The sequence below is a fragment of the Psychrobacter okhotskensis genome, assembly GCF_965638355.1.
GTDB lineage: Bacteria > Pseudomonadota > Gammaproteobacteria > Pseudomonadales > Moraxellaceae > Psychrobacter > Psychrobacter okhotskensis.
In genome coordinates, this window is the sequence record NZ_OZ281822.1 from 1,503,535 (window position 1) to 1,516,554 (window position 13,020).

The 13,020-nt window shown below is 45.0% G+C and carries 9 protein-coding genes; 4 read left to right on the plus strand and 5 right to left on the minus strand.

The window, feature by feature from the left end:
• Positions 1-22 precede the first annotated feature (22 nt).
• Positions 23-682, plus strand: a complete 660-nt coding sequence (gene rpiA / locus ACSUPM_RS06440; RefSeq protein WP_101212635.1) for a ribose-5-phosphate isomerase RpiA — start codon at positions 23-25, stop codon at positions 680-682.
• A 256-nt stretch (positions 683-938) separates the two neighbouring features.
• Here the strand turns inward: rpiA and argF are convergent, their stop codons facing one another.
• From argF to dnaB, 3 genes are all read right to left on the minus strand, one after another.
• Positions 939-1,856, minus strand: coding sequence for an ornithine carbamoyltransferase (gene argF, locus ACSUPM_RS06445; protein WP_101212634.1), 918 nt, complete (start codon positions 1,854-1,856; stop codon positions 939-941).
• Positions 1,857-2,042: 186 nt separating this feature from the next.
• Positions 2,043-3,149 (minus strand): alanine racemase, encoded by a 1,107-nt coding sequence (gene alr, locus ACSUPM_RS06450; protein ID WP_101212633.1) that lies wholly within the window; start codon positions 3,147-3,149, stop codon positions 2,043-2,045.
• 98 nt (positions 3,150-3,247) lie between these two features.
• Positions 3,248-4,651 (minus strand): replicative DNA helicase, encoded by a 1,404-nt coding sequence (dnaB, locus tag ACSUPM_RS06455; protein ID WP_025651208.1) that lies wholly within the window; start codon positions 4,649-4,651, stop codon positions 3,248-3,250.
• A 337-nt stretch (positions 4,652-4,988) separates the two neighbouring features.
• Between dnaB and pdxA the strand changes: the two genes are divergently transcribed.
• The 3 genes from pdxA (at position 4,989) to ACSUPM_RS06470 (ending at position 8,207) form a co-directional block, all read left to right on the plus strand.
• Positions 4,989-6,083 carry a 4-hydroxythreonine-4-phosphate dehydrogenase PdxA gene (pdxA, locus tag ACSUPM_RS06460; protein ID WP_101212632.1) on the plus strand — a complete coding sequence of 365 codons (1,095 nt, stop codon included), beginning with the start codon at positions 4,989-4,991 and terminating at the stop codon, positions 6,081-6,083.
• Between the two features lie 360 nt (positions 6,084-6,443).
• Complete coding sequence (rsmA, locus tag ACSUPM_RS06465; RefSeq protein ID WP_350587849.1) at positions 6,444-7,307, plus strand: 16S rRNA (adenine(1518)-N(6)/adenine(1519)-N(6))-dimethyltransferase RsmA; 864 nt, start codon at positions 6,444-6,446, stop codon at positions 7,305-7,307.
• A 63-nt stretch (positions 7,308-7,370) separates the two neighbouring features.
• Positions 7,371-8,207, plus strand: coding sequence for a symmetrical bis(5'-nucleosyl)-tetraphosphatase (locus ACSUPM_RS06470; RefSeq protein WP_101212628.1), 837 nt, complete (start codon positions 7,371-7,373; stop codon positions 8,205-8,207).
• Positions 8,208-8,321: 114 nt separating this feature from the next.
• On the opposite strand, the gene ACSUPM_RS06475 is transcribed toward ACSUPM_RS06470, so the two are convergent.
• Positions 8,322-10,811 carry a site-specific recombinase gene (locus ACSUPM_RS06475; RefSeq protein WP_025651198.1) on the minus strand — a complete coding sequence of 830 codons (2,490 nt, stop codon included), beginning with the start codon at positions 10,809-10,811 and terminating at the stop codon, positions 8,322-8,324.
• Positions 10,812-11,210: 399 nt separating this feature from the next.
• Positions 11,211-12,995: an acyl-CoA dehydrogenase C-terminal domain-containing protein gene (locus ACSUPM_RS06480; protein WP_201607697.1), complete on the minus strand. Its 1,785-nt coding sequence runs from the start codon at positions 12,993-12,995 to the stop codon at positions 11,211-11,213.
• Between the last annotated feature and the right edge of the window lie 25 nt (positions 12,996-13,020).

Below are 13,020 nucleotides of genomic sequence, written 5' to 3' on the forward strand. Positions count from 1 at the left end.
TTTATTCTGCCAAGGATTTATGATGAGTGATCAGCAAGTACAGAAACAAGCCGCAGCCAAAGCTGCTCTAAGCTATATCGAAGACGACATGATACTTGGAGTAGGCACAGGCAGTACGGTGAACTGTTTGATTGAATTGTTGCCGACCATCAAGCTTGCTGGCGCGGTTGCAAGCTCGCAGGTGACGGAAGACAAACTTCGTGCTTTTGGTATTGAAATCGTTGATTTGAACTTTGCTGGCACGCTAGATGTCTATATTGATGGTGCTGATGAAGTTAATGCCCATTTACAATTGATTAAAGGCGGTGGTGGTGCACTGACTCGTGAAAAAATCGTCGCTGCAGCGTCCAATAAGTTCATCTGTATGGTTGATGAGAGTAAGAGCGTTGAGATATTGGGTCGCGAGTTCCCCGTACCGATAGAAGTACTACCACAAGCGCGCTCGTATGTGGCACGTCAATTGGCTCGTCTAGGCGGTGATCCTGTTTACCGTGAAGACTTTGTGACTGATTATGGTAATGTAATTTTAGATACTTATGATTTGGATGTCAGTAATCCGATAGCGCTTGAGAAAGAGTTGAACAATATCGTTGGGGTCGTCTGTAATGGTATCTTTGCTGCCAACCAAGCCGATGTATTATTAAAAGCGGGCAGTACTGGCGTAACGACCTTTACCCGTTAAAGGGCTTGTTAACTGACTAATAATTGTTGGGCGACAATAAAAAGGCAGACCACAATAGATGTGATCTGCCTTTCTTATATGGTTTATTTTATAATTACTTCGGGCAGAGGTTTTTTATGCAGGTATAGTTAGCGAAAAGTAATATCAATAAATGACGCACTGCTGATATCAATTTTCTTTGCTTGCTGTGCCTGCGCAGACAGAGGCTACAAAAAATTGATATCAGCAATACCGTAGCGATTTTAGGATATTTTGACTATAGTTTAATCTTATCTTTTAATAAAAATTCCATCAGTGCTTTTTGGGCATGCAAGCGGTTTTCTGCTTCGTCCCACACTACTGAACGCGGGTCATCAAGCATATCGTGAGAAATCTCTTCACCGCGGTGCGCTGGCAAGCAGTGCATAAATACCACGTCAGGATCGGCTTTATCGAGTAGTGAAGGTGTCACTTGATAAGAGGCAAAACGGCGTGCACGAGTGTTTTGTTCAGACTCTTGCCCCATACTGGCCCAGACATCGGTGACAATCAAATGAGAGTCTTTCGCTGCCTCTTGAACGTCTTCCACAATACTAACGCAATGCGAGAAGCGTTTCATCAGTTCAGGGTCAGGCTCGAAGCCATAAGGCGCCGCTACACGTAACTCAAAGCCAAATTGATTGGCCGCTTGCATGTAAGAAGCACACATATTGTTGCCGTCACCAACCCACGTGACGATTTTATTTTCGATACTGCCGCGATGCTCATAATAGGTCTGCATATCAGCCAAGAGCTGGCAAGGATGAAAGTCATCGGTAAGGGCATTGATAATAGGCACGCTTGAGTATTCAGCAAAGGTTTCAACTTTCTCATGACCAAAGGTACGAATCATGATGATATCAACCATACTAGAGATAACGCGAGCTGAATCTTCTAATGGCTCACCGCGTCCTAGCTGGGTATCGTTGGGTGACAAAAAGATAGCACTACCGCCAAATTGCCCCATACCAGTCTCAAATGAGATGCGCGTACGAGTGGACGACTTCTCAAAGATCATGCCGAGCGTACGACCCACAAACGGTTGATATATCTCACCGGCGTGTTGCATCTTGCGCAACTCGCTGGCGCGTTTGATTAGGTTTTCTAGTTCTTGTTGGGTTAAATCAGATAAGGTCAAAAAATGGCGCAAACTCATAGTAATCCTAGCAGTCGATCGCGGTCAATGAAACGTCATCAGTCTGTAATAGCATTGCGTCAGTGCGTATGCTGGGGTGACAACAAACTTTTAGTATAGCGCAATTAGTCTTAATGTAAATGTCCAATTTTTCTGCGCCTAATATACCCATCATTCGAGTGTTAAGTTTATGGTTACCTTGCGATATTAAGCTTGTATACGGTTTGGCCTTAAGCTGAGACGGCATAATAGCTCGTAGCTAATGGTGCCAGCGTGGGCAGCGACTTCGTCAACGTGTGGCGCATCGCCCCAGAGTATGACCTTACTATTCAACGCGGTATCTTCTGGTACGCTACTGACATCAATGACGATCATATCCATGGCTACTCTTCCAAGTACCGCACATCGGTAGCTTTGATGATTTATGCTATCTATGACAGAGACGTAAGCGTCGTCGCTGACCACACGCGGATAGCCATCACCGTAGCCGATACTGACCAGTGCCGTTTTGGTGTCCTGTTGTGCGGTCCAGCGGCTACCATAACCAATGGCATCTCCTAGATCGACCGTCTGCAGTGCCATAATCTGGGCGCTAAACTCCATCGCTGGCTGCAAACCCAATTCTTGCGCATTTTTATCAATGACGGGGGCACTACCATATAAGATGATGCCGGGACGTACCCAGTCGTAATGGTGCTCTGAGAAATTGACGATACCGGCTGAATTGCATAAGGAACCTTTAATATCGGCGCTAATGGTTGCTTGCAACGTACTTAACACCTCCGAAAACCGCTGAATCTGTAGCACGTTTAATGGATGAGTGCGGTCATCGGCATTGGCAAAGTGAGTCGTTAAAATAAGCTGATAACCTGCTTTATGTAACTGTATAGCCGCTGCAATCACACCTTCTGCATTGAAGCCCAAGCGGTTCATACCAGTGTTGTATTTAATCCAAACTACTCTGGTTGCGCTATCAGCGGCTGGCATATTGTCCAACGCCCACTGCAACTGCTGGTTATGATGAATCACGCAGCTAATATCATGCTCAATCGCTTGTTGCCACTCATCAGCGGTAAAGGCACCTTCGATTAAACCAATGGTTTTATCCCAGCCCAATTGTCTGGCTTCCAGCGCCTCAGTTAAGGTTGCAACGCCGATACCATCAGCTTGTGATAATGCGGGCAGTACCGCTGCGATTCCGTGCCCATAAGCATTGGACTTGACCATAGCGAGGACTTTAGACTGGGGTGCCAGTTTTTTAACTTGGTTAAGATTATGAGTGATGGCTTTTGGTTTAATAGTAATGGTGCGCATAATCGGCTTCTTTATCAGCAAAGTTATAAAGCCAGTGAAACATCGATCAACTGATGAATCACTGGCCTTTTTATTAATCGTTATTTATTGATGGATACTTATTCATCATTTTCGAAACTCGCGTTTTGATAGTATTCTGGCGTCAGGTTAATAAAGCGGGTAAATTGCCCTTCAAAGCCCAAACGTAGGGTACCGATAGGGCCGTTACGCTGTTTACCAATGATGATTTCAGCCACGCCTTTGTGATCTGAGTTTTCATTATAAACCTCATCGCGATAGATAAACATAATCAAATCGGCATCCTGCTCAATCGCGCCCGATTCGCGCAAATCCGACATGATAGGGCGCTTATTGGGGCGGTTTTCTAGACTGCGGTTAAGCTGTGATAAGGCGATGACGGGGCATTCAAGCTCACGTGCTAGCGCCTTGAGACTCCGTGAAATCTCAGAGATTTCCCCAACACGGTTGCCATCAAGATTAGGGACTTTCATCAACTGTAAGTAATCGACGACGATAGCGCCAAGTTTGCCATCATGGTTTTTTGCAATACGGCGGCAGCGTGAACGCATCTCAGATGGTGGCAAAGCAGTACTATCATCAATATAAAGGTGCTTAGATTGCAAGTGTTGAATGGCATTCATCATTTTTGCCCATTCATCTTCATTCATTTGCCCAGAACGGAGATGCGTCTGATTAATCGCGCCCCATGAGGACAGCAAACGCATGACGATAGACTCTGCGGGCATTTCCATCGAAAATACCACCACGGGCAAATCTTCATTAAATAAAATCCCTTCTGCCAAGTTCATGGCAAAGGTGGTTTTACCCATAGAAGGACGCGCCGCTACGATGATTAAGTCACCTGCTTGCAAGCCTTGCGTTTTGTTATTCAACTCCGCAAATGGCGTTTGTAGACCAATCATGCCGTCTGGATTGGACTTTAGCTCTTGAATTTTATCAATAACGTTGGTCAAAACCGCGGTAATGCCGACGGGTCCACGCTGCTCAGCGCGTTTGTTATGCTGCTCATTGATACTGAATATCTTGCCCTCGACGCTGTCCAAAATATCACTGACGGTTTGGTCTTTGGGATTATAGGCCAGCGTTAGCATCTCGTTGCCAGTCGTGATCAATTGGCGTAGGGTAGACAGCTCACGTACGCGCTGGGCGTAGGCGGTCAGGTTGAATAAGGTGGCAGGGCTTTGGCTCAAGATGTCGGCCAAATAACTGTCACCGCCCGCACTTTTTAGCAGTTTCTGTGCTTCTAGCCAATCATGAACCATGACCGTATCGTAAGGCTCGTTGACCGCCGCTAGATGAGCAATGGCATCAAAAATATACTGGTGCCGCCCCGCATAAAAATCGTCTTTGGTGACGATATCTGCAATCTTGTCATACGCCTCTTCGATACTCATCAAAGACGCGAGCAAGGCCTTTTCAATATCAATATTGTGCGGCGGTGTCTGATTGAGTAAGTCGTCGGTTTTTTCTTTATCTGCCATGAGTGCCTAATATGTCAAAAGTCGTATAAAAAAGGGTGTGAAAAGTGTTTAATATAAATGCTTATTTTAGCAATGATACAGCAAAGCAAGCGCGCTGCACTTCTACGACAGTAGTACCAAAAGGTGGTCTCAGCGTTTGCTTAAAAATGTTAAAATGAGAAACGAAAGTTTAACACATAATGCACTTTTTTCAGACGCTATAAACAACTATCTAACCTAAATCAGGGTTGTAATACGTAAAGAAATCGTTTATACAATGTGAATATAAATATTTTTTCTAACAATAAAAATAATAATTAAATCAAATACTTATTTTGAATATAAAGGGGTTGCTATTATGCAAGATACACAAAAAAAACTGCCATTATTAATCACAACCGGTGAACCGGCAGGCATTGGTATGGATGTGGTACTGCTATTAGCGGCTGCGGGCAAGTTGCAAGATTTTGAACGTCCAATATGGGTCACGGCAGATAGCACCGCTATACAAACGCGGGCAAACGAGCTTGTGGTGGCTGGTGTGCTCGAAAGCTGTCCTGCTTGGCAAATACTGGATGTAAATATAGAAGCTGATGATTTTTTAAGTCAACTATCACAGCAAACTATGGATAGCGATAGTGCTTTTATCCTGCTGAATACGCCTTGTGCTGCGCCAGTCGTTCGTGGAAAAATCGACATTAACAATTCAGCGATGGTTGCCAAGCAATTAGCAATTGCCCATCAGATGGCAACCAACCAAACAGTCGCTGCTATCGTCACAGGGCCATTGCAAAAATCAGCGTTGATAGATGCTGGTATAAAGTTGCTCGATGGCACGATGTTTAGTGGTCATACTGAATTTTTTATGCAGCAAAGTGGCTGTGAGAAAGTCGTGATGATGCTCGCTAATCAAGCGATGAAAGTGGCGCTCGTCACCACACATTTAGCATTAAAGGATATTCCTGCCGCCATTACCGCTGAGAATGTGCGGCAAACGGTACAAATTGTCATTGATGATATGCGCGAGAAATTCGGCTTAACGCAGCCGCGTATTTTGGTCTGCGGTCTCAATCCGCATGCAGGCGAGGGCGGGCATTTGGGCGTCGAGGAGATTGAGATTATCAATCCCGTATTGCATGAGTTTATCGATGCGGGCGTCGATATATCAGAGGCAATGCCAGCGGATACCTTGTTTACACCAAGACATTTGGCAAATTGCGATGCGGTGATTGCGATGTATCATGACCAAGGTTTGCCGGTGCTCAAATCGCACGGCTTTGGCGATACGGTCAATCTAACCTTGGGTTTGCCTTATATCCGTACTTCTGTCGATCATGGTACGGCGCTTGATTTAGCAGGCTGCGGCGGTGCGAGTGCGACCAGCTTATATCAAGCGTTGAATATGGCTAATGAAATGGCAGACAAATCGCTTATTAATAGACCTCTGGCATAAGTCGGTGCCTTAGCGAGATTTATCGCGCAGTATTGGATATACCTTAGTGTGAATAATGGTCATTTATGAATCATCAAACACAGTCTGGCCCCTGCCGTCAAATCCGTACAAACAAACTTGGGTTATTTTGATCAGGTGGCTTAACGATAATGCCCCATTATTCCCATAACGGACGTTATGGTAAATGGCTTGAGGGCAAAAAAACAATGTGTCGATTGCGCTAAGGTATGAGCAGTTTACCGATAAAATTTCTCAAAAATACAGCAAATTTATGAGCTGTGCTATAATTTGTCATTATAAAGCCAATATATCACTGGCATCGACTTATCGACCCTTTTTTTTACCTATTAAGACTTTTTTATGTCCAAGACTACGTTTGATGCTCAAACTATTTCTAACAGCCTACGGGCTGCCAAACACCAACCGCGTAAACGCTTTGGTCAAAACTTCTTACATGACCGTAGTGTTATCCGTGAGATTGTTGAGAGCATTCGTTTAGAGCGTAATGATAATTTAATCGAGATTGGACCGGGCATGGGCGCGCTAACAGAGCCGCTATTGGCAGAAGTCGATGCGATGACCGTGGTAGAGCTGGATCGTGATTTGGCCGATAGTTTGCGCATTCGTATTGGGGCTAATAGCCATCCAAATTTTACGATCATCAAAGACAATGCCATGCACGTTGATTATCGTGAGCTCTATAGCCCTGAGCGTGGCAAACTACGTGTGGTGGGTAATTTACCGTATAACATCTCTACACCGATACTTTTTCATCTGCTCAGTTATGCTGATGTGATTCAAGACATGCACTTTATGTTGCAAAAAGAAGTGGTCGAACGTATCACCGCTGATGTCGGCAGCAAAACCTATGGTCGCTTGTCGGTCATCATGCAATATCACTGTGATACCGACTATCTATTGACTGTGCCACGTGGCGCATTTAATCCACCACCAAAGGTCACCAGCGCAGTCTTTCGCCTGACCCCGCATATCAATAAGCCAATCGTGGCAGAAGACGAAGAGTATTTCGCCGTTGTCGTGCGCGAAACCTTTAATCATCGTCGTAAGACACTACGTGCTATTTTTAAGAAGTCTACCTTGTTGCCGACATTGAGCGAAGAAGACTTTGCTACTTGCGCTATTGATCCACAAGCGCGTCCCGAGACCTTGAGCGTAAAAGACTTTGTCAATTTGAGCAATCAGGCGCGCAAAATAGAGGTTTAATTCATCATTCAAAAATATTTATTTAGAAATAAAAAAAGTCATTAGATAGAGATATGAGGGTTTATGAGTTTTCGCCACCAGTACGTCATCGGTGATCTGCAAGGTTGTTATGGGGCGTACCTTAATCTACTCGACACATTAGATTTTGACTCTGCGCAGGATAAGTTGTGGTTTGCAGGTGACTTGGTGGCACGCGGCGAAGACTCGTTGAATACCTTGCGTCATGTAAAGGCGCTTTGTGAGCAAGGCGCAGCAGCGACAGTACTAGGTAATCACGATATTAATTTGATCGCTGTTTGGCGCGGCGCTGCAAAGCTCAAGAAAAAAGACAAAACAGCTCCTATTTTTGCCGCCGATGATTGTGATGAGTTGTTAAACTGGCTACGCCATCAGCCAGTATTGGCTTATCCTGATGAGCAGACGGTATTGGTACATGCTGGTATCCCGCCGCATTGGACTATTGAAGCAGCCGCAGACTATGCCCAGCAGTTAGAGGCGCAACTGCGAGGCAGCTTAAAACAGCTTGATCGATTGTTGCCGAACTTATATAGCAAGACCGCTGATGAGTGGCATTCAGACATTGATGGCTTTACCAAGATGCGGGCGATTGCAAATTACTTTACGCGTATGCGTTTGTGCAAGCAGGATGGTTTGCTCGAGTTTAGCTTTACAGCAAGTTTAGATGACTCGATGCCAAAAGACTTTTTGCCATGGTTTGAGTGGCAAGTACCGCGCACGCGTAAGATATTATTTGGTCATTGGGCGGCATTAAAAGGTGAGGTCGATTTACCACATGCCCGCGCCTTGGACGGTGGCTGCGTCTGGGGTAATTACTTATTGGCTTATCGATTGGGCGATGAAGATGTCATTACCTCAAGTGCCCATTGTCATCCGCCATAACGGCTGGATTTGCTAGCCATAGCTGTAGAAACAGTTGGCTGTAACTGTTTCTATAAAAAAATCATCTGCTAGACAATAAAAGAAGCGATTATATAAGCCACCAAAACTGCCGATTTAACTGGGCAACTTAGGTGGCTTTTTCGGTTTTGGCAGTGGGGTTTTGGCATCGCCTGCGTTTTTGCTATCAGAGTCAGCATTCCCTGTCTCATCACTACTCACTTCATCGCTGTTAGCCGCCAGGCTATCAAGGGTTTTCGTAGTTTTATCATATTGAATATCATCGGTGTATGGCACACTATTGAGATCGTCATCCAGCAGACCATCATCGAGATCTACTTTTTTTTTGGCCATGGTTTGATTCGCGGTGTTGTGCGCTTCACGATTACCCGTCGTAGGATCAAAGTTATTGTCAGCTGTCTGATTGTCGTATTGTATGTCGGTCACTGCTGGATCATTTTGCATATTGCCTTGCATTGATTTGGGCAGTATTTTTACGTCCGATAAACGTCGTACCACATAATTACTGGGTAAGGGCTTGCCGCCTTTTTGCGCTGAGGTATCGTCAAAAATCATGCGACCTTGGCTATCGATACGCGCATATTTCATGGGTTTATCACGTGGCCAAAAGAAGTCAGATGGATGACTGATAATGTGACCAAACACCAGTTTGGTCAGGCGACCCCATTCAAAGAAGCGCACTTCTTTTGAGCGTAGCGCCACGAACAAGGCGAGGGAGAAGCTGACCATTAAGTTGACGATACCGATAAGGGCGACACCAAGAATGGACAGTAAGATGACGTTCCAGCTGATTTGATCGGCAGGCATGTTGAATAACCCATGTGCCAAGTTGGCTGAGGCAAAGGCAATATGGCGAATATCAATGGGTAAGCCAAAGATAAAACCAATAGTGGCGGTGCTACCTAAAAATACGCCGAATAAGAAGTTGCCCATGATGGCACCTAAATTGGCTTCTACAAAGCCGCCTAAACGCTGTAACCATGATTTGGGAAGCAGGAACTTTAGCAACTTATGGCGCTGTATACGGGCGCCAACATGATTATAAACCGCTAAATTATCGTAATAGCCAGCGATCAAACCCGATAAAAATAAATACACACCAGCGATAGCAGCATGGGGCAGGGCGAGCGAGCGAAAAGGGTCGAGATCATGGAGGAGATGGCCCGCCTTCTCGGTATCAATCATCGGTGTGCCCGTATATTGCAGCCAAGCAAAAGAGATGATAAGGGCAACGGGTATCGCCACCATCACATTACCCATAATAGCGATAAATTGGGTACGCAAAATATCAACGACCAATTCTGACAGCTTGGTCAGCTGTCGAGATTTTTTACCAGAGCCATCTGATATGGTGGAGGCAATAGCCGCCGCTGTCATGGCAGGCTGCTTGGTGGCGACCGTACCGCGAATGACATGAATAAAAACAAAGCCCAAACCATAAATCATACTATTAATAAATGCCCGACCCATCGGTGCGAGGGCCAAATGATAAGCCAGTATCTTGGTGGTCGCCATAAAAGCAATGATAAAGCCCCCAATTGAGGCTTTTTTGAACATTTCCTGATAACCGGCCTTATCAGTACTAATGTAATGCTCACCGACGCGGCTTGCATTTTCTGTCACTTTTCGCGAGAGTAACTTGGTATTATTATCGATCAAATAACCGATACTATAGCGACGATTGGCGGTGGTAATCAGCGTTTGGATGAGTTCAATGACGGCAAGATCACGCTTGTTATAATCGTCAGTCACCAGCTCAGTCAAGATACGCATACGCTGCAAGCTTTGGTCTAGACGTAGCATCATATTGGTCAGACGAATAGAAATACCCGTCTTATAAATACGTTTACGCACCGTGGCAACGATGTCTTCGCACTGCTCAATCATGACGAGCAACGGCGCTGGATCGACCGCTTTTTCGGGGGTAATATCAGTCAAGGTATCAAGCTCATGCGCCTGTCTATATTGATTGACGAACAGTACTGCTTCTTGATTTTGTGCTACAAAAGACGCTGAGTAGTTTAATATTTGGGGGTAAGATTCCATCAAATCAGGGTGCAGACCGATACCACTGATGCGATAAGACAAAATGATAATCGCGTTTAAAATACTATTTTTCGCCGTAGCGACCAGATCTAAATGCGCTTCTTCGACTCTGATTAATTCAACCAGCTCATCCCACTTTTCTTTGTCGATATTGGCCAACCAGCGCTCGTCAGAGCGCTTATCAAATAAATAACCAACCAGCTCAACAACGGAGTCCTCTTGCGGCAGTAATGGCAAAAAGCGATGACCGACTAAACGCCGCAAACTGTTAAAAAATCCTTGATCCGACATGATGCCCGTGTCGGTATAGAGCGCAATTTGCCGGTATTGGATAATGAGTTTTAGTACAAAGCTTGCCAGCCCGTCTCCATATTCTGGATGCTGGCGTAAGATATCAATCAAATCCTGAATGTTTTCATTGGCGAGCGCAGGCTCTTTATCGCTCACCCGTAGCTCATCTATTAAGCGTTTTAGTACCGCAGGATCGGGTACATCACTTAGCGCCGTAATCTGCTGTAAAATGCGTTTTAATTCTGGCACGTCGCATCCTCTATTATGGTGGTTTTAGCCGTTTTTATTGTTAGGTTTCGAATATTTTTATTGTTAGGTTCCAAACAGTGTTATTTGGTGTACCGTATAGGCTATGCTAAAAACTTGGTCATCTTATGAAGTCACTCGAACGCTATAGTCAAGGAATTTTAGAATCGCTGCAAGGCGACCGACCGCAGATAGTACACTGAGTACATCTAGGGCGGGTAACATCGTAGCGGTTTAAAAATGCTTTGACTATAGTTTGTCTTGCGTTATTCTAATCGGAACCATGCATTGATAGTGAGTTATTTTGTTAGCAGTTATGCTGAAAATATTTTTGGCAAAAAAAGGGACAGTAGCGTAACTGTCCCCTTATTTAAAATCTTATAGAATGGTGATGACTGCTATTTAGCTAGCAGGTACATCAAAGTAGTCAAGATCAAAGTTCATCATCGGATCGCTACCTGCTTTTACCATTTGCGCATGCGCATCGATACGTGGCAAGACACGACCGACAAAGTAATCAGCCAGTTTGGCCTTGTTGGTGTAGAACTCGCCCTCTTGACCGTTAGCGGCTTCCACCATCAATGCAAACATGTACGAGTAGCACAGATAGCCAAAGGCATGCATATAGTCAACAGCACAGCCATTGATTTCGTTTTTACGCTCGCTAATATTAGCCAGTACCGTTTGGGTAAGAGTTTCTATCGTATCCGCAGCCTCTAGGGTTGCTTGTTTGATCGCATGATCCGCTTGCATATTATTGACGAAATCACGAATCTCACCTAAGAAGTGGGTGACGTATTTGCCATTATTTTTCGCCACTTTACGACCTAGTAGGTCAAGTGCTTGAATACCGTTGGTGCCTTCATAAATCTGGGCAATACGCGTATCACGAACGATCTGCTCCATACCCCATTCGCGAATATAGCCATGACCGCCGAAGACTTGCTGACAATCAACCGTGGCTTCTAAGGCTTTGTCGGTCAAAAATGCCTTGGCAACTGGCGTCAGTAGGGCAACGCGAGCGGCAGCAGCAGCAGCTGCTTCTGGATCGGTACTAAATTTTTCTTCATCAAGGTTTTTGGCGACATACATTGCAAAACAGCGTGATGCTTCAGTATTGGTCTTAGCATTTAACAGCATGCGGCGGACATCGGCGTGATGAATAATCGCGTCAGCTGGTTTTTCTGGGCTTTGTAGTTGGGTGTCGCTACGGCCTTGACCACGGTCATTGGCATACAGTGCCGCGTTTTGGTAAGCAAGCTCAGAACCACCAAGTCCTTGCAGACCCATGGTGACACGCTCATAGTTCATCATGATGAACATAGAAGACAGACCCGTGTTTTCAGCACCAACCATCCAGCCTTTTGCATTGTCAAAGTTCATGACGCAAGTGGCCGACGCTTTGATACCCATCTTATGTTCGATAGAACCAACAGCCAAGGTATTACGCTCGCCCAAGCTGCCATCTTCGTTGACCAAGAATTTTGGTACGACGAATAAAGAAATGCCTTTTGAGCCTTCTGGGGCGTTAGGCGTTTTTGCCAATACTAAGTGAATAATATTATCAGTTAGGTCGTGTTCACCACCTGTGATGAAAATCTTAGTACCAGAAATCTGATAGCTACCATCATCATTTGGCACCGCTTTGGTCTTGATAATACCTAAGTCAGTACCAGCATGTGGCTCTGTTAGGCACATGGTACCAGCCCATTCGCCGTTATACATTTTTTCTAGATAGGTTTGTTTCTGTTCTTCTGAACCGGCAGCATTAAGACACAATGTGGCGCCAACAGTCAAGTTAGGGTAGAGGGCAAACGATTGGTTGGCAGTGAAAACCATCTCTTCGGTCAGCATAGTGACCATTTTTGGGAAGCCTTGACCACCGTATTCAGCGTTACCGCTTAAACCAACCCAGCCAGATTCGGCATATTGTTTATAAGCGTCTTTGAAACCTGTTGGCGTAGTGACAACGCCATCACCCTGAAAAGTAGCACCTTCTTCATCGCCACTACGGTTAATAGGTAGCAGAACGTTTTTGGTCAGTTTTGCCATTTCTTCTAAAATCATATCGACAGTGTCCATGTCAACATGAGCCAGATTGTCGTTGTTTTGCCAAAATTCATTCGCTTTAAAAACATCATTTAAGATGAAGCGCATGTCATTAAGAGGGGCATTATAAACAGCCATAAACATTCCTTTGGTTCAATTGAAT

What these genes read in the sequence shown, in the direction of transcription:
- dnaB (WP_025651208.1), bottom strand. Translation starts at nt 4,651, where the DNA reads ATGGCAGATAAAGAAAAAACCGACGACTTACTCAATCAGACACCGCCG.
- argF (WP_101212634.1), bottom strand. Translation starts at nt 1,856, where the DNA reads ATGAGTTTGCGCCATTTTTTGACCTTATCTGATTTAACCCAACAAGAA.
- ACSUPM_RS06480 (WP_201607697.1), bottom strand. Translation starts at nt 12,995, where the DNA reads ATGGCTGTTTATAATGCCCCTCTTAATGACATGCGCTTCATCTTAAAT.
- rsmA (WP_350587849.1), top strand. Translation starts at nt 6,444, where the DNA reads ATGTCCAAGACTACGTTTGATGCTCAAACTATTTCTAACAGCCTACGG.
- pdxA (WP_101212632.1), top strand. Translation starts at nt 4,989, where the DNA reads ATGCAAGATACACAAAAAAAACTGCCATTATTAATCACAACCGGTGAA.
- rpiA (WP_101212635.1), top strand. Translation starts at nt 23, where the DNA reads ATGAGTGATCAGCAAGTACAGAAACAAGCCGCAGCCAAAGCTGCTCTA.
- ACSUPM_RS06470 (WP_101212628.1), top strand. Translation starts at nt 7,371, where the DNA reads ATGAGTTTTCGCCACCAGTACGTCATCGGTGATCTGCAAGGTTGTTAT.
- alr (WP_101212633.1), bottom strand. Translation starts at nt 3,149, where the DNA reads ATGCGCACCATTACTATTAAACCAAAAGCCATCACTCATAATCTTAAC.